Raw genomic sequence first — 21,210 nt, 5'->3', positions numbered from 1 at the left:
TGGGCTTCTTTTTACACTATTCTCTTACATACTTGCAACAGCTATGAAGATTGTCATAATCTTCAGTTGTCGCTTTAACTTCCTTAGTATCATGACCTGCCTTTGCGATTGCTTTGTTTAAATCTGAAGGAGAACATTTCTCTTCATTTAAAATAACCGAAAGCTGATGCGAACTTACATCCCAGCTTGCTGTTTTTACGCCTGGAACGCCATAAGCCGCTTTTTCAATTCGTTTCTTGCACTGTTCGCAGTTCCCGTTTACTTCTGTTGTATACTTTAAATTCTTATTTTTTTTAGTTTGAGCCTGAGCTGAAAAACCTAAAAAAATCATCATTGCGATTAAAACTATTTTATTCATTGTATTTAATTTTTATTGTTGTTGAAATTGTTATTTAATTTTAAATCTAAGTCCTGCATAATACATTTGTCCAAAAATTGGTGCATATGCAATTGATGCATCAAAATTAGGTCCAAAAGGATCATTTGCTCCTAAAATTGCTTTCTCTTGTCTATAATTTCCAATATTTTCTCCCCCAATATACACTTCAAAAACTGAAGAAAAAACTCTGGTCACTTGTGCATTCATTACAGCATAAGAAGGTGAAAAATCAGGAAATTGATCTTCTGTAGGATTTGAAGCCGTATATGGCAACTGCTGCTTTCCTGACCAATTGTAAGTAAAATCAAACTTCCATTGTTTGTCGTTGTTCATGGCTGTTTCGTATTCTAAATTTCCTAAGAAACGATGTTTTGCCTGAAGCGGACGTTGGAATGTTCCTCTTAAATAATCGGTTTGGATGTCGTAATATTTATAAGCTGTTCTTAAGTTTAAATTGTGAATCAATTCGTAATTGAACTCAACCTGAAGACTATTTGCAAAAGAACTTCCTTTCAAATCATAAAACAAAACTTGTTGCGGACTTTGCATCACATCTACAATGGCTTGATTTTGGAAATCGGTTCTATACAGATCAAAACCTGCATCGGCGTTTCTATTGAAAAGACGGAACTTCTGTGAAAAACTCACTCCATAATTCCAAGCAATTTCAGGATTTAGCCCATATACTTTTCCATTAGAATCTAAAACCGAAAAAGTTCTTGAACTAGCAAAAAGCTGCTGATTTTCAGCAAAGATATTAGCAGAACGCTTGCCTCTTCCTGCAGAAAAACGAATTACCCCATTTTTCCAAGGATTATATCTCATGTGCAGTCTTGGCGTAACAAAAAATCCTAATCGGTTATGATTATCTACTCTTCCGCCTAAAATCAAACTGAAATTGTCTGTATTATCATAAGTATATTCGAAGAAAGCACCAACCGAATTATCGATTCTGCTAACATCTGTTAAGTTTACAAATTCCTGGTATTGATCGTAAGTAAAATTCAGACCAGTCGTAAACTTATGCATGGTATTGTTTATAATCGAATTAAAAATCAAATTAGAATAAAAACTATTCTGTTTAATATCATATTGATTTAAACCATAATAAGAATCCTGTTTATGACTATTAAAAGCATTTTGAAAACCAATACTCTGATATGGCATGTCTTTAAATACATATCCGATTTTTGTCGATACATCAAATCGCTCTGTATTAATTTCTGAACCCCAGTAATTAGTTGTGCCTCGATCACGATCTTTATCAAAATCTACTTCTCCAGTTTGTTTTTTATCATTCATATATCTGAAATTGATAAAACTTACTAAACCGCTTTCTGGATCATAATATTGATAACGATTCAAAACATTGATTTGTTTCCCTAACGGATTATCGAGAAAACCGTCTTTGTTCATATCGTTTTTGGCTACACGCGCATTTCCGTGAACAAATAAGCTAGTCGCCCATTTGTCTGATAATTTTTTATTAAAATGGGTGTTTAATTCAAAACGAGAATCTGTCGATCCGTAAGCATTCAAGAAGAAAGGAATATCATTTAATGGCTTTAAAAGCTCTGTATTAATCTGGCCAGAAATGCTTTCGTAACCATTTATAACGCTTCCCGCTCCTTTCGTAATTTGGACACTTTCAATCCAGGTTCCTGGTGTAAACGACAATCCATAAGCTTGAGATGCTCCTCGAACTGACGGAATATTTTCTTCGGTAATCATTAAATAAGGACTGGTTAGTCCAAGCATTTTGATTTGCTTAGTTCCTGTTAAAGCATCAGAAAAATTGACATCAATTGATGGATTGGTTTCAAAACTTTCAGCCAAATTACAGCAAGCCGCCTTAAGCAGTTCTTTGCTAGTAATTACGGATGTATTGGCTGTCACGGTAAAGGATTTTTTAATCCCTTTTTGCTTTTTAGTAATTTTTACTTCTTGCAGATCTTCCTGTGAAAAGGCAGAAAAAGAAAGCAAAATCATCGCAAAAAGCATTATATTTTTTTGCATAAAAAATTGATTTTAATGTTGAAATAGAATTACATTTCTGTTTTTGCGGAAGCAAAAGACATCAAAATGTAAACGCAAAGTCTTAATCAAGACTCGCAGTGCATCTTAACATTAAAATCAGGAATAGAAAATATACTGATGGTATAATTTAAATAAAGGGGGGGCATTTGCATCAGCATAATATGAAAGAACTTCTTTCTTTTTGAAATTTTGAATTTCTAAAAAGACTAGAGGTTTGTAATCCTGTATAACTGCTGGAAAAGCAAATTGAAAGAAGAAGAATTTGATTGTTGCGTTATCTGATTTCTTTTCAAAATGAACAACCTTATCTTTGCAGCAAGAGTTCTTTTTCTCTTTAGAACCGCAACATTTCTTCTCAACAACAGGTTCTGCTGTTGTTTTTAAAGAAACCGAAGCAATTTCTCCGCCACAATAATGCACATCAAAAGCAAACCCTATATTGGAAACCAATAAAAGGAACGCTAAAAACAGACCTGTGCACTTTTTCAAATTCATACTGCAAAGCTATTTAAAAACTCTAGAAAAAAACTAAAACAAATGTTATTTTTTAGTTTTTTGAAGCTGATAATAAAATCCCGGAATAAATAATAATATAAAAATAGGCTGAATTAAAAATCGTCTAACGTAAAAAAGAAGCCAACTGCCATCTGGAAAATATTCTAGAATAATAAAAAATGCTATTAGAAAAACAACTAAAAAAATACTATAGATCAGAAGACTAAATTTAAGAATATCACGATCTTGAAATAAAGCATAAATCAAAGCCAAAGACAAAATTGAATTTAAAGAATAACGAAAAAAAAGTCCTGCAAAAAGTTTTAGATTATCTACTAGCGGATATGGAATAGACTGAAAGTCGGCATCAAAATATACCAGAAAAGGATCGTAAAACAGTTCTCTTTCAAACGTTCTAATCAAAGCAAAACCTATTACAACAACAATTGCAACAAAAATTTTTAATTTATTTTCTTTTAATTTATTTAGCATACTTTGAAAATCTATTAATCCAGAAAATCCATAAAAGAAAAACATACCCGTAAATCATCAAAGGAAAAAAAATATCATGCAGAAAATTGGCATATCTCGAAAAATGATATATCAATACAATTAAAAGTGAGATCCTAATAATATTCAAAATGTAAATAGATATAAGCCCTAGTATTATAAATAGGGATGTCTTTTTTAAATTCCCCGAAAAAGCACTCACAAACGACACAAACAGTATCATTACGCTTACAGCATTACAACCTTCGATAATGCGCGCTATAAATCTACCATTCAAGATAATTTCTTGCCATGGATTTTGAGAGCTTTTTTGAATGATTACATCATAATTTAAAAGCTTTAACAATTGTTCTGAATTTTTACCAGAAATCATTGTTACAGCATCAAGATCTTCTGACTGATAGCTATTTAAATAAAACTTATAAAGTAAAGTAAGAACAATATAGGTCAGAAAAAAAATGCTAATAAAAATCAAAAATGGCTTAAACTGGACTAAATATTTTTTCAAGAGATTTTTTTTTCAAATTTATATATTTTTTGAGTTCAGCTTTAAATACTTTTGTATAAAATTTAATATCATGACATTTCAAGAATTACAACCACAGATAAGCAGTATTACTGCTGACAATCAAAAAAATAGAGACGAAAAATTATTAGCAATCTGCCAGCTTTTAAACGAAAATGTAGAATATTACAATTGGGTCGGCTTTTATTTTGCTAATCACGACACTAAAACTTTACATTTAGGCCCTTATGTTGGTGCAGAAACAGATCATACTGTTATTCCATTTGGAAAAGGTATTTGCGGTCAAGTAGCAGAAAGTAATGCTAATTTTGTTGTGCCAGATGTTAAGGCGCAAGACAACTATATTGCTTGCAGTTTGACTGTTAAATCAGAAATCGTAGTGCCTCTTTTTGTGAATGGAGTAAATATTGGCCAAATTGATATTGACAGCCACGTTATTGATCCGTTTACAGAAGCTGACGAAAGATTTTTAGAATTTGTAAATCAAGAAGTTGCTAAATTATTCTAAAAACGTTAAATTTAGAATAAAAAATAGAACTGAATGAAAAGAAACATCTTCATCTTATTGCTTCTGATAATTTCAGTTAATCTGTCTGCGCAAATTAGCATGATGTCTAAAAAAATCTTTTTAGACTCCTTAAATCGTGAATGTACACCCGAAAATCATGCTTACACAAGAGTAATTACCAATTATTCTCAGAAAAGCATCCGTTATGTTGTGACTGATTTCTACAAAAATGGAAGAAAGAAAATGACGGGATCAACCTTAGATCGAGATGTTTTAAAAAAAGACGGAGAATTTATTTACTATTATAAAAATGGTGCAAAAGAATCTGTTATAAATTATTCTGAAGACCATAAAACTGGCAAAGAAATTAGCTGGTACGAAGATCAGAGTAAAAAATGCGAAAAACAGAACATTTGGGATCCGAAAACAAAAAAGCTCCAAACTTTGATTCTAAATTGCTGGGATGTAAATAAAAACCAAACCGTTACGAATGGAAATGGAGATTACGAAGAAACAGATCAGTTTGTTAGTCAAAAAGGAACAATCAAAGGCGGATTGAAACAAGGTTACTGGGAAGGGAATGACATTTTACGAAAGATTACGTTTGTTGACAATTATGATCAAGGAGTTTTAATTTCGGGCGTAAGTACTGATGCAAACAATGTCAAATTTTCTTATTCTTCTTTGAGCGAAAAGCAATCTGGAAAAAAAGCCCAGAAGTTAAAATAGAAATCAGATTAAATCAAGAACAAAAAAACAGATCTAAATACCTAAAAATAAATTTCTTATGCCCATTTTTTAGATTCTTTTATTTTTTTTTGATTTTTCTGTTTTTTTAATCTAATTTTGCACCCGTCTTACAAAAGTTGTACGACATACATAAAAATCATTTAAAACAATATTGGAATGTATTTAACTAAAGAAAAGAAAGAAGAAATTTTTGCACAACACGGTGGTGCTACAAACACTGGAAGCGCAGAAGGTCAAATCGCATTGTTCACTTACAGAATCTCTCACTTAACTGAACACTTGAAAAAAAATCGTCACGATTACAACACTGAGCGTTCTCTTGTACTATTAGTAGGTAAAAGAAGAGCTTTGTTGGACTACTTGAAAAAGAAAGATATCAACAGATATCGTGAGATTATCAAAGTATTGAATATCAGAAAATAATCAATATAGAAAAGAGGTGCGAGAGTGCCTCTTTTTGTTTTTACATTACAGCTGTTTATAATAAGCATATTACAAGAAAAAAAGTTTGGTTTTTCATTGGGTTTTAGATAACAACAACTACACACAACAACAACTACAACACAACTAAAACCCATTGTATAATCAAAAAGGAAAAATTTATGATTCCACAAGTTTCACAAGAAATTATCGATTTAGGAGATGGAAGAAGCATCTCAATCGAAACTGGTAAATTAGCAAAACAAGCCGATGGTTCAGTTGTTGTACGTTTAGGAAACTGTATGCTTTTAGCAACAGCAGTTTCTGCAAGAACATCTAACCCAGGTGTTGACTTTTTACCATTAACGGTAGATTACCGCGAAAAATTTGCTGCTGCAGGACGTTTCCCAGGAGGATTTTTCAAAAGAGAAGCAAGACCAAGCGACAGTGAGGTATTAACAATGAGATTAGTTGACCGTGTTTTACGCCCGCTTTTCCCAGACGATTACCATGCTGAAACTCAGGTTATGATTCAATTAATGTCTCACGATGACAATGTTATGCCAGACGCATTAGCTGGTTTAGCAGCATCTGCAGCATTAGCTGTTTCAGATATTCCATTTTACAACTTAATTTCTGAAGTGCGCGTTGCTCGTATCGACGGAAAATTAGTAATCAACCCAAGTAGAGAAGAGTTAGAAAAATCTGACATCGATATGATGATCGGAGCTTCTATGGATTCTGTTGCAATGGTTGAAGGTGAGATGAAAGAAATCTCAGAAGCTGAAATGGTTGAGGCAATTAAATTTGCACACGAAGCAATTAAAGTTCAAATTGTTGCTCAACAAAAATTAAGAGCAAAATTAAGCTCTCAAGAATATAGAACTTACGAAGGTGAAATTGAAGACGAAGCTGTTTACGCTAAAGTAAAAGCTGCCGCTTACGATAAATGCTATGCAATTGCTCAGGAAGCTTCTGGAAAAGCTGAAAGAGGTGAAAAATTTGCAGCTGTTAAAGAAGAGGCTAAAGCTTTGTTTACTGAAGAAGAATATGCTGAAAATGCAGATCTTGCAGGTTTAGTTGGAAAATACTTCTACAAAACAAATAAAGAAGCGGTTCGTAACGTAATTCTTGAAAAAGGAATTCGTTTAGACGGTAGAAAAACTACAGAAATCAGACCAATCTGGTGCGAAACAGATTATTTGCCATCTGTTCACGGATCTTCTTTATTTACACGTGGAGAAACTCAAGCTTTGGCAACAGTAACTTTAGGAACTTCTAAAGAAGCTAACCAAATCGATTCTCCATCTGAACAAGGTGAAGAGAAATTCTACTTACACTATAACTTCCCTCCTTTCTCTACTGGTGAAGCAAAACCATTAAGAGGAACTTCAAGAAGAGAAGTTGGCCACGGTAACTTAGCTCAAAGAGCTTTAAAAAATATGATTCCTGCAGATTGTCCTTATACAATCCGTGTTGTTTCAGAGGTATTAGAATCTAACGGTTCTTCTTCTATGGCAACAGTTTGTGCTGGAACAATGGCGCTTATGGATGCTGGAGTCCAAATGACAAAACCAGTTTCTGGTATTGCTATGGGATTAATCACTGACGGTGAAAAATTTGCTGTATTGTCTGATATCTTAGGAGATGAGGATCACTTAGGAGATATGGATTTTAAAGTAACTGGAACTGCTGACGGTATCACGGCTTGCCAAATGGATATAAAAATCGAAGGATTACGTTATGACATTATGGAACAAGCTTTAGCACAAGCTCGTGACGGACGTTTGCATATTTTAGGAAAATTAACTGAAACAATTGCAGCGCCAAGAGCAGAAGTTAAAGATCATGCACCAAAAATTATCACTAGAACTATCCCTGGAAACTTTATTGGAGCGTTAATCGGACCTGGAGGAAAAGTAATTCAAGAATTACAAAAAGCTACTGGAACGACTATCGTAATCAACGAAGTTGACGAACAAGGTGTAGTTGAAATCTTAGGAACTGATCCTGCTGGTATCAAAGCTGTATTGGCTAAAATTGATGCCTTAACTTTCAAACCACAAATTGGCGAAGCTTACGAGGTTAAAGTGATTAAAATGCTTGATTTTGGAGCTGTAGTAGAATACACTGCTGCACCAGGAAACGAAGTATTGCTTCACGTATCTGAGTTAGCTTGGGAACGTACAGAAAACGTTGCCGATGTAGTTAAAATGGGAGATATTTTCCAAGTGAAATACTTAGGAGTTGATCCTAAAACTAAAAAAGAAAAAGTGTCTAAAAAAGCACTTGTTCCAAGACCTCCACGTGAGGAGAAAAAAGAGTAATCAGATCTTAGTTTACTAAAGGTTTATTTATAGAAAACCCCGTTTCATGATTATGAAACGGGGTTTTTCAATTAAAAAAAGTAGCAAGCTATTTCTTTATTTTAATGATTAGAAAGTTAAAAATTTATCAAAATATTCACCTCTCTAGTTACTGTCAACTTTCAAGCTTCAAATATACTATAAGTATAGTTTATTCCTGTTTGAAGCAAATTCTATAGAGTTTTTATTACATTTTAACACTATGACGTGATTTTTATAACATTTTTTTTATACTTTTGGACCTAATCAATCCAAAAACAAAAAAATCACATTTCCTTTGAAAAACCACAAAAAAAAAGCGATTTATCTATCGTTATTTGCAAGCCTATTAAACATATCGTATTTACATTCACAATCTACTGAAAAATCTTCATTATACGATTACTTCGACCAAACAGTCGGAAAAGACAATTTAAATATTAATAACGGAATCGTTCATAGCGAACCTTTTCGCCCAATTGCTGGTAAAAGCAGGTATTATACTGAAGAGTTTAATATTGGCGACATCAGTTTTGAAGGCCAGATTTATTCTAATGTTAATCTTAAGTACGACATTTTAACTGACCAAGTTATTTACAAACAAACCGGATCTTCTGAAAACTTACCGATTAATCTAATCAGCGAAAAAGTTGATTATTTTTTCATTAAAAACAAAAAGTTCGTCAACATAAAATCCGACCTAAATAAGGTTAATGATCTTGCTCCAGGTTTTTATGAAGAAAACTACGCCGGCGACAACGTCTCTTTATATATTAAACATTATAAAGAAAAAGTAAAAGTCTTCCAGTCTGACGGTGTTTACTACAATTTCATCTATAAAATCAATTACTTCCTAAAGCACAATAACCATTTCTACAAAGTAGAATCGGAGAAAGATTTCAAGAAAATTTTCCCTGACTATAAAAAAGATATCAGTACCATTTACAATACTGATAAAAAATTAGAACGTTCCGATAAGATGAAATTCATGGAAAATCTAACAAAACAAATCAATGGTCTTTTAAAAAAAAGTTCTAATTAAATGAAAAAAATTACTCTTATTCTATTTTTAATTGCCTTTCAACAAATAATTTATTCTCAAGTAATCAGCGACAAAATAACGGTTGAATTTAAAAATGCAAATATAAAAACTGCCATTCAAGATATCGAAAAAGTATCTTATTTCAAATTCTATTTTGATGAAAAATGGCTGGAAAATGACAGTACTTCAATATCTAAACAATATAAAGAAGTTAGAATTGGTGAAGTTTTGGAAGATGTTTTTCAGAACACAAGCTTCAACTTTTACGTTTCGGAAAACAAAGTTATAGTTACAAATAACAGTATCATCTACAGTCAATTGCCTGATGATTATTTCGGAATTCCTCTTGAAAGAGACGAAAACGGAATGATCAGCCCAATTTTCTATCAACAATATGATTCGATCAAAAAAACCAATTCAAGAAACCCAAATAAAAATATTAGGGATATTGTTTTGATTGGTAAAGAAGTGAAAAATCAGAAAAAGAAAACTTATACCTTATCTGGTATTATTAGAGGCGGAAAAAATAATGCTGGAATTGCTAATGTTTTAGTAAAAATACCAAACACAGAATATTCTGCCACTACTGATAAAAAAGGGTATTATAGCTTACAAGTTCCTGGAGGTTTAAATGTTATTGAAACGGAGACGTTCTCATATAACAAAGTGACTAAAAATATCATGGTTTACAATGATGGATCGTTGAACTTTTCGTTAACCGAAGATATAAATCAGCTTGATGAAGTTTTAATTAAAACAAACAAAAGTAAAACTGCAAAATCAGCAATTACCGGTGTAACTACCATTGATGCTGAAGGAATTAAAAATGTTCCTTTGGTGCTTGGTGAGCGTGACATTCTTAAAGTGGCTTTGACAATGCCTGGAATAAAAACTGCTGGTGAAGGTTCTTCTGGATATAATGTTAGAGGTGGTAAAGAAGATCAAAATTTATTTTTGTTGGACAATGCTACGTTATACAATCCGTCACATTTCTTCGGTTTTTTTACAGCTTTAAATCCTTATACAACTAAAAAAGTTGATATTTATAAAGGTAGTATTCCAGCTGAATTTGGAGGAAGATTATCTTCTGTTTTTGACATTACTTCTAAAACTGGAAGTTTTGATGAGTTTCAAGGTGAAGGCGGTATTGGCCCAGTAACCAGCAATTTAATGCTTTCTACTCCTGTGGTAAAAGGAAAATCTAGTTTGGTAGTTGGAGGAAGAGCAACTTATTCTGATTGGATTTTAAAAAGCTTAGACGATGAGAACTTGAAAAACAGTCAGGCTTCTTTTTATGATTTCATCCTAAAATACAATCATAAAATAAATGCGAAGAATGATATCGAATCTACTCTTTATTATAGCCATGATAAATTTAGTGTGTCATCAGATTCATTGTATAAATACAGCAATAGATTAGCGACTTTAAAATGGAATCATACTTTCAATGAGAAAAACAAAGGTTCTTTGATTGTTACTAATAGTGAATACAAATTCAACATTGACTACGAATCTGAAGGGGTTAATAATTTTGATTTTGGTTATAAAATCAATGAAACTCAAGCGATGCTGAAAATGAATTATTTATATAACGAAAAGCATAAATTCAGTTATGGTCTTTCGACAAAATTATATTCTGTGGATCCTGGATATTTGAATCCGACAAATCCTGAATCGACATTAGTTCCTGTTGATGTTGAAACAGAAAAAGGATTAGAATCTGCGGCATATATTGGTGACAATTTTAAAATAAGCGACAAATTCTTGCTTGATTTTGGTTTACGATATTCCACTTTTGCTGCTTTAGGGAAATCTACTCAGAGAATTTACGAAAACAATGTTCCTATTAGTGATGCAACTGTTATAGATACAAAAACATACGGCAATAACGAAGTAATTAAAAGATATGGAGGTTTAGAACCTAGAATTGCAGCTAGATATTTCCTTGACGATGATTTTTCGGTAAGAGCGAGTTATGATAAAACATATCAATACATTCATTTATTGTCAAATAATACAACTCAATCTCCAACAGATATTTGGAAACTTTCAGATTTAAACGTAAAACCAGAAAGCGCTCAACAAGTTTCTTTGGGATTTTATAAAAATCTTAAAGGTGGAGATATAGAATTTAGTGTGGAAGGGTATTACAAAAGATCCAAAAATATCTTGGACTATAAAGTTGGAGCCGAATTATTATTGAATGAAAATATAGAAACCGAGCTTTTACAGGGAGAAGGAAAAGCTTATGGTATAGAATTTTTGGCTAAAAAACAAGTTGGAAAATTAAACGGTTGGCTTGGATATACGTATTCAAGATCTTTAATAAAATTGGATAGCCAGTTTAATGAAGAAAAAGTAAATAACGGAAAATACTTTGCTTCAAATTTTGATAAACCACACGATTTCAGTGCCGTTTTAAACTATAAAATTACACAGCGTTATAGTTTTTCAAGTAATTTTACATATCAAACCGGAAGACCAATTACATATCCGATTGGTAAATACGATTACGGCAACGAGCAATATACTGTTTACAGTGATCGCAATAAATACAGAATCCCTGATTATTTCAGACTTGACATTGGTTTGAACATCGAAGGAAATCATAAAATTAAAAAGCTAGCACATAGTTTTTGGAATATTTCAGTTTATAATGTTTTAGGAAGAAACAATCCTTATTCTGTATTCTTTGTTACAAAAGAAGGACAAATCAAAGCTTATAAAACATCTATTTTCTCTATTCCAATTCCAAGTATTACTTATAATTTCAAGTTTTAAAGTCATGAAAAATTTTACATATAAAATCTCCCTTTTCTTAATTCTGGCATTTGCAGCGAGCAGTTGTACAGAACAATATGTGTTTCAGAATAATGATTTTGAAAGCGCTCTAGTTGTTGAGGGAACTATCACGAACGAACTTAAAAATCAAACAATAAGACTTTCTCAGGTTTATCAGCTTGAAGAAAGTGGTCCTAAACTTGAAAAAGGAGCTAGTGTATCTGTTTCTGACGATCAAGGAAACGTGTATCAATTTGAAGAAAAAGATACGCTATATGCATCTGTAACTCCTTTTAAAGCGGAACCTGGAAGAAAATATCAATTAAAAATCAGAACACGAGAAGGTAAAAATTATACTTCAGACGAACAGATTTTAACTACTGAAACTAAAATTGATAACGTAACAGCTACTGCAGAAAATGTCAATGGCGAAAGAGGTGTGCAAATAAACGTAAATAGCTATGATCCAACTAATACTTCAAAATATTACCGCTATGAATACATCGAAACTTATAAAATCATTGCGCCTGTATGGTCCCCTCAAGAAACCGTAATGGAGTTTTCTCCAGAAATTCCTGCAGACCCAGACAACGATTTTCCTGGGTCTCCGGCACGAGAATATATTAAATTGCAACTCAGAAATCGTGAAACCAGAACTTGCTTTTCAACTAAAAAATCAAATGCTATAATTTTAAACACGACAAACAGTCTAAGCGAAGACAGAGTACATTTCCCTGTTCGCTTTATTAGCAATCAAAATTATATCATTACACATCGTTATAGCATTTTTGTAAAACAATATGTTCAAAATTTAGCTGCTTACACATATTATAAAACTTTAAGAGATTTATCATCTTCTGGCGGTGTTCTTTCTCCCAAACAACCTGGTTTTTTCTATGGAAATATCAAATCGGTAGAAAATCCATCAGAAAAAGTGATTGGCTTCTTTGAAGTTTCTGCAGTTTCTTCAGAAAGAATTTTCTTTAATTATGTTGATTTATTTCCAAATGAAAAACTTCCTCCGTATTATGAAAACGATTGTGATGTTAAAATTTTTCTAGATTGTGAAGGACTTCCTCCTTGTAATGGAGCCGTCTTACGTTCAAACATAAGAACCAAATCATTAGTGTTCTTATCTACAAATTTTAATGATGAGTACGCAATGGTAAAACCCGCTTGCGGAGATTGCACTTCATTTTCATCTAATATCGTTCCTCCTTTTTGGGTAGATTAATCTTTTATTAAATTCATGAAACACTTTTCAACATATAATCAGGCTAATATTCTAGGCAAAATGAGACATTTAGTGCTTTTGATGTTTTTATTAATTCAAAGCGGATTTATCTATGCTCAGAATTCACAAACAAAAAACGATATACCAACCACTTCAACGCAAGAAACTATTTTTCTTCATTCGAACACAACTAGCTTTTTGACTGGAGAAACACTGTATTTTAAACTGTATTGCTTAAATCCTTTAAACAACAAAGCTAGTCAAATAAGTAAAATTGCTTATGTTGAATTAATTGACAGTGAGAAAAAATCACTTCAAAAAAATAAAATATACCTTGATAACGGAATTGGAACTGGAGAACACTTTATTCCAACGACTTTAAAAACTGGAAATTACAAAGTCATTGCCTATACAAAATGGATGCTGAATAATCCAAATTCTCAAAAGCCTGAAATAGATATTTTCATTATCAATCCGTTTCAAACTCAAGAGCCAAATGACAATATTACATTTGACCTTGTTACCACGCAAAATACTGCAACGGCAATTCAGACCATAAATTCGAACACAGGAAATGACAAAAGAATTGATTTTGATTTTGACAAAGAAAGTTATTACACTAGAGAAAAAGTCAATTTAAAATTGAAGTCATTGACTGGAAGCATTGAAAAAGGTAATTATTCTGTTTCTATTAGAAAAACAGATCAGATTCCAACTTTAAAACAGCTTACGCCAGCTGAATTTGTTAAGAAATCTGCAGAAAGCTATGTTAATTTTACACCTGGTTCGTTTACTTATATTCCAGAAGTAAGGTCTGAACTTATTACAGGTTATATTACATCAAACAGTAATCAAAATGTTGGAGACAAATCGATTGCTTTATCATTGCCTGGAAAAGAATATGTTTTAAAAATTGTAAAGACAAATGCTCAAGGAAAATTTGCATTTTTACTTGATCAATTTCCAAATTTTCCAAACGCAATTTTGCAGGTAATTGACGAAAACCGAAATGATTACACTGTCAATCTTGATCCATTTCCAAAATTTGATACTTCCTCATTACAATTCATATCAAAACTGAATTTGTCGCCAGAATTAAAAAAAGACATTGAAGAAAGATCTACAGCAAGTCAGATTCAAAATGCCTACTATCAAATTAAAAAAGACAGTTTGGTCACAGAGGCTGTAATGAATCCATTTTTTACTACGATTGAAAAATCATATGTTTTAGACGATTACACTCGATTTCCAACTTTAAAAGAAAATATAGTAGAGGTTATTGTAGAACTTTATTATAGAAGAAACAACGGCAAATACCAACTCCACATAAGGAATAATCAAAAAGATTTAGAAATGTATGGACCGCCATTGGTGCTTGTTGATGGACTTTTAATTCAAGATCCGAGCGATCTTTTTGACTATAACATGGCAAATGTCAGTAGGGTTAGTTTAATAACAGAACCTTATGTATATGGCCCAAATTTGTATGGAGGATTAGTTAGTTTTGAAACCAAAAACAATGAATTTTCAGAAAATTATGTAAAAAAGTACCTGAAAATAACGGAAATCCAGCGTCCTAATCCTGAAAAAGTGTATAATAATCCTGATTATTCGCCAGGAAATAAATTACAAAGGGTTCCCGATTACAGATACCAACTGTTATGGAAACCTGATATTAAACTAAATACAAAAGAAGAAGATTTATCATTTTACACTTCTGATATTAAAGGAAATTTTGAAGTTATTCTGGAAGGCTTTACCGAAAATGGACAGCCCGTATATGTTTCAAAAAATATCACTGTAAAATAATTACACAAAAAGCAGAAAATAAAAGCCTTGATTACATTGTAAATCAAGGCTTTTTCATTTTATCACAATAAAAATTTTCAATTTATAAAAATAAAATAGTTTTTTTGTAACTTTTTCGATACTCTATTCGTATAACCATTTGTACACTTTAAAAAATAGGGAGACAACAACATGAGACAACTTAAAATCACCAAGCAGGTAACTAATCGTGAAACTGCATCGTTAGATAAATATCTACAAGAAATTGGAAAAGTTGACCTAATTACCGCTGATGAAGAGGTAGAATTAGCACAAAGAATAAAGGCTGGTGATCAAAGAGCTTTAGAAAAACTAACAAAAGCCAACCTACGTTTCGTAGTATCGGTGGCTAAACAATATCAAAATCAAGGATTAACTCTTCCGGATTTAATTAATGAAGGAAACTTAGGTTTAATTAAAGCGGCTCAACGTTTTGATGAAACTCGTGGTTTCAAATTCATTTCTTACGCTGTATGGTGGATTCGTCAATCGATTCTTCAAGCATTAGCTGAACAATCTCGTATTGTGCGTTTACCATTAAATAAAATTGGTTCTATCAATAAAATCAACAAAATGTACGCATTATTAGAGCAATCTAACGAGCGTCCGCCTTCTGCTGAGGAAATTGCAAAAGAACTTGATATGACTGTAAACGACGTAAAAGAGTCTATGAAAAACTCTGGACGTCACCTATCTATGGATGCACCTCTTGTTGAAGGTGAAGATTCTAACCTTTATGACGTATTACGTTCTGGCGAATCTCCAAATCCAGATAGAGAATTAATTCACGAATCTCTTCGTACTGAAATCGAACGTTCTTTAGAAACATTAACTCCAAGAGAAGCAGATGTTGTTCGTTTATATTTCGGTCTTGGCGATCAGCACCCAATGACTCTTGAAGAAATTGGTGAAACTTTCGACCTAACTCGTGAGCGTGTTCGTCAAATTAAAGAAAAAGCAATCCGTAGATTGAAACACACTTCTAGAAGTAAAATCCTTAAAACTTATTTAGGATAAACAATATAAATTTCAATATTTTTAAATCCCAAATTACAATTGGCTTGGAATTTGGTTGTTTTAAATTGGAATTTTACCGCAAACAACAGTTTGATTGACTGTTCGTTTTTTGATTGATGATTGAAACTCCGGCTGATTACCGGAGTTTTTTATTTTTTAGTATTGAGCTGAAATGTTTGTAACGCAGAGTACACAAGGATTTTTCGCAAAGTTCGCTACGTTTTCTAAGCTATATTTTAATAGAGTAAAGAAAACACAAAGCTTTGAGAACTTTGCCTTCTCAAATAATTTCAAACAGAAACTCTGCGAACTTTGCGAAAAAACTTTGCGCTCTTTGCGTTATTTATTAAACAAAAAAAACCTTGCGAACTTTGCGTAAATCTTAGCGAACTTTGCGGTTAAACTTTATCTTTGCTACAAAACAATACACAATGAAAAATACATTTATTGCTCCTTCAGTCCTTGCCGCCGATTTTGGCAATCTGCAACGAGATGTCGAAATGATTAATAACAGTAAGGCTGATTGGTTTCATATTGATATTATGGACGGAGTTTTTGTTCCGAATATCTCTTTCGGAATGCCCGTTTTAGAAGCCATTTCAAAACATGCCAAAAAATATATCGATGTTCATTTAATGATTATTGATCCCGATCGTTACATTAAAACTTTTGCAGATTTAGGTGCAAATGGATTAACAGTACATTACGAAGCCTGCACACATTTACATAGAACACTACAGGCAATTAAAGCTGAAGGAATGAAAGCTGGTGTAGCAATGAATCCGCATACAAACGTTGATTTATTAGAAGACATTATCAACGACATTGATGTGGTTTGTATCATGAGTGTAAATCCAGGATTTGGAGGACAATCCTTCATCGAAAACACTTACGATAAAGTAAAGAAGCTAAAAGCACTGATAACACGAAAAAATGCCTCAACATTAATCGAAATTGACGGTGGCGTGACTAGTAAAAATGCAAAACAATTGGTAGAAGCCGGGGCAGATGTTTTAGTTGCTGGAAGTTTTGTTTTTAAAGCTGAAAACCCAACAGAAACCATCGCTGATTTAAAAAGTATTGCCACTTTTTAATTTTAGAAAAACAAAAAAGAAAAGTCCAAAAAATAATTTTGGACTTTTCTTTTTTAACCTACAACCTTACTTAGGCTGAATCCAATAAGGATTTGCTTTAAGTTTTTCTACCACATATTGGATAACTTTCTGAGCTTTCAGGCTATTTCCAGATTTATCTAATGGAGGCGAAATAACAGCAATTCCAAATTTACCAGGACACACAGCCAATATTCCTCCTCCAACACCGCTTTTTGCTGGAAGTCCCGAATTAAAAAGCCAAATTCCAGAATTATCATAAAGACCAGCAGTTGCCATTACAGGCAAAGTATACATTACAGTTGTCTGACTAACAACCTTATTTTTTGTAACAGGATTAACACCGCCATTTGCCAATGTGGCCGCCATTGTAGCAAGATCCTTTACATTTACATTCAATGCGCATTGTTTTGTATAAAGATCTGTTGCTTGTACTGGATCAAAATATATTCTGTTATAAGCCAATAGCAAATGTGCAATGGCTTGATTTCGCAAATTATCACCAGCCTCACTTATATAAACAGGACGATTTATAGAAAGTGGCCTTCCTGCAAAATCACTCTGAATTTTCAGGATTTCTTTCCATTTTGCTATAGAATCATTGCCTCGAATAAGACTCGTGGTTGCAATAGCTCCAGGATTCACCAGAGGATTAATATTATCACCTTTATGCATTTCAACAGCAACAATAGAATTAAATGGCAATCCAGTAGCATTTACCCCTATTTTGTCTTGCAAAAACTGTGGACCTTCTTGCTCAATTACTTTTGCCATAGTAAACACTTTCGATATACTTTGAATGGAAACCATTGAAGTTATATCTCCCTTTGTATATACAGCTCCCTCTGCAGTAACAAATGCAATACCAAAAATATCAGGATCAACATTGGCTAGTTCTTTAATATAGTCGGCATTTTTTCCTTCTTTTAAATCTTTAAATTTATCAAAGGCATCGTTAAGTGCATTTTCTATATTTTGTTTATTCAGTACTGTTTGGCTATTGCCGTGGTTTATGATAAAAGCAATCATTAAACCAGCAAAAATCATTTGCCTCTTCATTTTAAAAAAATGCATTCTTATTTCTATTCTAGATTAATTTATGGGTAAACAGTATTTATTAAAAATCCTTACTGCTTTTTAGGTTTTTAAGATTGGGGAAGAAATCAATTCCTGTCATTTTTTCTAAAGTTTCGATTGGAACTACAAAATCATAAATAGATTTGTCGCTCTTTTCATTTGGGACTAAAAATGCAATTGCTTTATGTTCTTTACCAGTTTTCGCTAAAACAATTTTATAAAAATATTTAGGAACAGCCACTTTTTCTATTCCAATTTTTTTGTCTGTATCTTTGGCAATTCCGCCAGTTACGACATAAATATCATTGTATTTTTCTGCCCAATAACGGGTCTTCTGCTCTATTCTATTCCAAATTCCCGCATTAAATTCCTTTTTCTGAGGAGAAATATTCGACGTGTAAAAAGTATCATTGTATGCCTTTTTACTGAATTCCATATCCCCAGCAGGACAAAGATGCCCTTTATCATAACCTGATTTTTTATAATTTCTCCAATCAGCAGAACCTGTAGTTACTTTTGGATCTTCAATAAAATAAGGTCTTTTGTAGTCATTATTTTTCAGATATTCCTTTTTCAATTCATAAGCAACCCATTCTGCTTGTTCAAACTTTTCGTTATATGAAAGCGTGTAATATTGATGCTTTACAATTTGTTTGGTTGTCGAAGTCGGGAGATAGGCAATGGTATATAAAGAATCTTTATGAGTAGAATTCCCTTTAAAAGAAACCACTTCATTACTATTAATCTCTTCAGTATTTTTTGCATCTTCTTTTTTACATGACAGTAATGTAAAACTTAACAAAATCAAACCCAAATAACCTTTCATACTTCTATTTTTAAAAGCGAACTTACAAAAAAAACGCTCCATAAATTCAAAATTTATAGAGCGTTTTTAAACAAATTAAATTCTTTTCGAACTTAAGACTTCACTAGTTTATCCTTTTTCATTTTAGGATTAACCGTATTTTTTACCAAACTTTTTGTTTGCAAATCATCCAATACATTTAAGGCCTCTTCTACATAAACATCTTTTGATAATGCTTGGTGCCAAGCATCTCTTTTTTCTTTTAAAGAAGCATCAGCTTTCATTTCTTCCTCTTCGTAAGGAAGCGATTTAAAGATTAGATCATTTTTGTAATCAGAAATTGGCTTATATTTTTTTCCTTCGTTTTCAACTTGTTCCTGAGTTTCTTTAAAACTCTTAATGTTTAAGCTATAAACGTTTTCTTTATTCTTAACATCGATCCATTTTGCATTATCATCAATTAATTTAAATTGAGGATTTTGCGCAATTCTGTTTCTACTGTTATTGATAGCTTTAGTAAAGTTTTCGTTAGAAGTCCATGTACTATAATCAGCCGGATCAATTTTATCCCAAGGCATAGCATTATCAATATCTCTCTCTCCCATTTTTAGGTAAGCATAACGATCTGGCATTACTACATCACTATGAACACCTTCAAGCTGGGTAGAACCTCCGTTAATTCTATAAAACTTCTGTCCTGTAATTTTCAATGCTCCAAGATCTCCATAATTTGCATTACGCACAAACTGATTTAAATCAAGAACATTTTGAACAGTTCCTTTTCCGTAAGTTTGTTTACTTCCGATAATCACACCACGTTTATAATCTTGGATTGCAGCCGCCAAAATCTCAGATGCTGAAGCAGAAAAACTGTTTACCATGATAACCAATGGCCCATCCCATTCGATTTTTTTATCTTTATCGTATAAAACTTCTTTCTTTTTACCGGCAGATTTCACCTGAACAATTGGCCCGTCTTCGATAAATAAACCAGCAATATCAACAACTGTTGAAAGAGATCCTCCTCCATCATCACGAACGTCAAGCACAATACCGTTGATATTTTCTTTTTTCAATCTTTCTACTTCACGAGCAATATCTTTTCCTGCATCACGTCCGTCTTTATTCTCAAAGTCGATATAGAATTTAGGAAGATAAATCACTCCATATTTCAAGCCGTTTTTCTCAACAACACTAGATTTTGCATACGTTTCTTCAATTTCAACAACATCACGAATGATAGAAATCACCTTGATAGAACCATCTACTTTTTTAACCGTAAGTTTTACTTCAGTTCCTTTGTGTCCTTTGATTTTTTTAACAACATCATCCAAACGCATTCCCACAACATCTACTGGCTCTTCATTTCCTTGAGCAACTTTCAAGATTAAATCACCGGCTTCAAGCTGTTTTCCTTTCCAAGCTGGACCTCCAGAAATTAATTCATCAATTTGAGTAAAATCGTTTTTCTTAGTCAAACGAGCTCCAATACCTTCTAGTTTTCCACTGATGTTTACATCAAAACGATCTTTTTCTTCTGGTGCAAAATAGCTTGTATGTGGATCAAAGCGAGTCATGATAGAATTCAAATACACAGAAAACCAGTATTCTCTATTCAAATCTTTGATTACGCCAAAATTATCATCTAAAGATTTTAAAGAGCTTTCGCGAGTTTCTTTTTCTAAAGTTTCAAAAGATTTTTCTTTGTAAGCTGGATCTTTTTTCTTCTTCTCTTCTTCAATTTTTTGTTTGGTAACTAAAGAAGAAAGAGTAGATAATTTAATTTGTTTTCTCCATCTCTCATTAAGCTCTGTTAAGTTTTTTGCATACGGAATATGCTCATAATCTGCATTAAAAGTCTCATCAACATTGTAATTAAAAGGCTGAGCTAAAATCGTTTTATAGCGTTTTTTACTTTCTTCCATACGCTTCATCAATCTTGTATAAGTAAGGTTGAAGAAAGTAATATCTTTATTCAAAAATTGATCATCAAGCATTAATTCATACTGCTTAAATTCATCAATATCTGACTGCATAAAAAATCTTTTAGAGGGATCTAGTGCGTCTATATAATCTTTAAAAATTCCTTTCGAGAATTCATCATTTATTTCTGCTGGACTATAATGCCCTTTTTCAATAACAAATGCTAATAATTCTAAAAGTGTCTTGTCTCTATTCGGATCTGGGTCGATTGTCCTATCGGCATTCATCTTAAATGCAAATAATGTAAGCGATAAGCACAATACGGCTATGAGTATCTTATAATTTCTTTTCATAAACTTTATAATAGCATTCATCAATTTTTTTATCTAAGTTACGTTAAAAACTATGCCACGAGAGCTAAC

18 protein-coding genes are annotated in these 21,210 nt (G+C 32.4%); 10 read left to right on the top strand and 8 right to left on the bottom strand.

Going from position 1 to position 21,210, the window contains the following annotated elements; genetic code table 11:
• Positions 1-16 precede the first annotated feature (16 nt).
• From ACNRYB_RS06805 to xrtF, 5 genes are all read right to left on the bottom strand, one after another.
• Entirely contained in the window at positions 17-358 is a 342-nt protein-coding gene (locus tag ACNRYB_RS06805) for a heavy-metal-associated domain-containing protein (RefSeq protein ID WP_129746139.1), read from the bottom strand.
• A 30-nt stretch (positions 359-388) separates the two neighbouring features.
• Positions 389-2,395, bottom strand: a complete 2,007-nt coding sequence (locus tag ACNRYB_RS06800) for a TonB-dependent receptor plug domain-containing protein (protein WP_473729610.1) — start codon at positions 2,393-2,395, stop codon at positions 389-391.
• 117 nt (positions 2,396-2,512) lie between these two features.
• The gene (locus tag ACNRYB_RS06795) at positions 2,513-2,911 is read right to left on the bottom strand and encodes an HYC_CC_PP family protein (protein ID WP_129746137.1); all 399 of its coding nucleotides are present in this window, start codon (positions 2,909-2,911) and stop codon (positions 2,513-2,515) included.
• Between the two features lie 45 nt (positions 2,912-2,956).
• Positions 2,957-3,403 (bottom strand): exosortase F system-associated membrane protein, encoded by a 447-nt coding sequence (locus tag ACNRYB_RS06790; RefSeq protein WP_473729609.1) that lies wholly within the window; start codon positions 3,401-3,403, stop codon positions 2,957-2,959.
• A complete protein-coding gene (gene xrtF, locus ACNRYB_RS06785; protein WP_129746135.1) occupies positions 3,393-3,929 on the bottom strand; it encodes an exosortase family protein XrtF in 537 nt (178 codons plus the stop codon). The genes ACNRYB_RS06790 and xrtF overlap by 11 nt, the downstream gene beginning before the upstream one ends.
• Before the next feature lie 70 nt (positions 3,930-3,999).
• Between xrtF and ACNRYB_RS06780 the strand changes: the two genes are divergently transcribed.
• From ACNRYB_RS06780 to rpe, 10 genes are all read left to right on the top strand, one after another.
• Positions 4,000-4,455 (top strand): GAF domain-containing protein, encoded by a 456-nt coding sequence (locus ACNRYB_RS06780; protein ID WP_129746134.1) that lies wholly within the window; start codon positions 4,000-4,002, stop codon positions 4,453-4,455.
• A gap of 33 nt (positions 4,456-4,488) precedes the next feature.
• A complete protein-coding gene (locus tag ACNRYB_RS06775) occupies positions 4,489-5,184 on the top strand; it encodes a toxin-antitoxin system YwqK family antitoxin (protein WP_129746133.1) in 696 nt (231 codons plus the stop codon).
• Positions 5,185-5,361: 177 nt separating this feature from the next.
• The gene (gene rpsO, locus ACNRYB_RS06770) at positions 5,362-5,628 is read left to right on the top strand and encodes a 30S ribosomal protein S15 (RefSeq protein ID WP_008466503.1); all 267 of its coding nucleotides are present in this window, start codon (positions 5,362-5,364) and stop codon (positions 5,626-5,628) included.
• Between the two features lie 179 nt (positions 5,629-5,807).
• Positions 5,808-7,952 (top strand): polyribonucleotide nucleotidyltransferase, encoded by a 2,145-nt coding sequence (locus ACNRYB_RS06765; RefSeq protein ID WP_129746132.1) that lies wholly within the window; start codon positions 5,808-5,810, stop codon positions 7,950-7,952.
• 316 nt (positions 7,953-8,268) lie between these two features.
• The gene (locus tag ACNRYB_RS06760; protein WP_129746131.1) at positions 8,269-9,012 is read left to right on the top strand and encodes a hypothetical protein; all 744 of its coding nucleotides are present in this window, start codon (positions 8,269-8,271) and stop codon (positions 9,010-9,012) included.
• Positions 9,013-11,793, top strand: a complete 2,781-nt coding sequence (locus ACNRYB_RS06755) for a TonB-dependent receptor (protein ID WP_473729608.1) — start codon at positions 9,013-9,015, stop codon at positions 11,791-11,793.
• Between the two features lie 4 nt (positions 11,794-11,797).
• Positions 11,798-13,027: a DUF4249 domain-containing protein gene (locus ACNRYB_RS06750; RefSeq protein WP_473729607.1), complete on the top strand. Its 1,230-nt coding sequence runs from the start codon at positions 11,798-11,800 to the stop codon at positions 13,025-13,027.
• Between the two features lie 15 nt (positions 13,028-13,042).
• On the top strand, positions 13,043-14,836 hold the full coding sequence (locus ACNRYB_RS06745; protein WP_129746128.1) for a hypothetical protein: 1,794 nt from the start codon (positions 13,043-13,045) through the stop codon (positions 14,834-14,836).
• A gap of 171 nt (positions 14,837-15,007) precedes the next feature.
• A complete protein-coding gene (locus ACNRYB_RS06740) occupies positions 15,008-15,871 on the top strand; it encodes a sigma-70 family RNA polymerase sigma factor (protein WP_007804760.1) in 864 nt (287 codons plus the stop codon).
• 431 nt (positions 15,872-16,302) lie between these two features.
• Positions 16,303-16,965 (top strand): ribulose-phosphate 3-epimerase, encoded by a 663-nt coding sequence (rpe, locus tag ACNRYB_RS06735; protein ID WP_473729606.1) that lies wholly within the window; start codon positions 16,303-16,305, stop codon positions 16,963-16,965.
• A gap of 66 nt (positions 16,966-17,031) precedes the next feature.
• Here the strand turns inward: rpe and glsA are convergent, their stop codons facing one another.
• From glsA to ACNRYB_RS06720, 3 genes are all read right to left on the bottom strand, one after another.
• Positions 17,032-18,042: a glutaminase A gene (gene glsA / locus ACNRYB_RS06730; protein ID WP_473729605.1), complete on the bottom strand. Its 1,011-nt coding sequence runs from the start codon at positions 18,040-18,042 to the stop codon at positions 17,032-17,034.
• A 58-nt stretch (positions 18,043-18,100) separates the two neighbouring features.
• On the bottom strand, positions 18,101-18,886 hold the full coding sequence (locus tag ACNRYB_RS06725) for a DNA/RNA non-specific endonuclease (RefSeq protein WP_165352411.1): 786 nt from the start codon (positions 18,884-18,886) through the stop codon (positions 18,101-18,103).
• A gap of 92 nt (positions 18,887-18,978) precedes the next feature.
• Positions 18,979-21,162, bottom strand: a complete 2,184-nt coding sequence (locus ACNRYB_RS06720; protein ID WP_129746124.1) for a carboxy terminal-processing peptidase — start codon at positions 21,160-21,162, stop codon at positions 18,979-18,981.
• Between the last annotated feature and the right edge of the window lie 48 nt (positions 21,163-21,210).

This window comes from Flavobacterium sp. CR10 (assembly GCF_055814415.1).
Note: the sequence above shows the minus strand (reverse complement) of the source record. Positions and strands in the feature narration are given on the sequence as shown.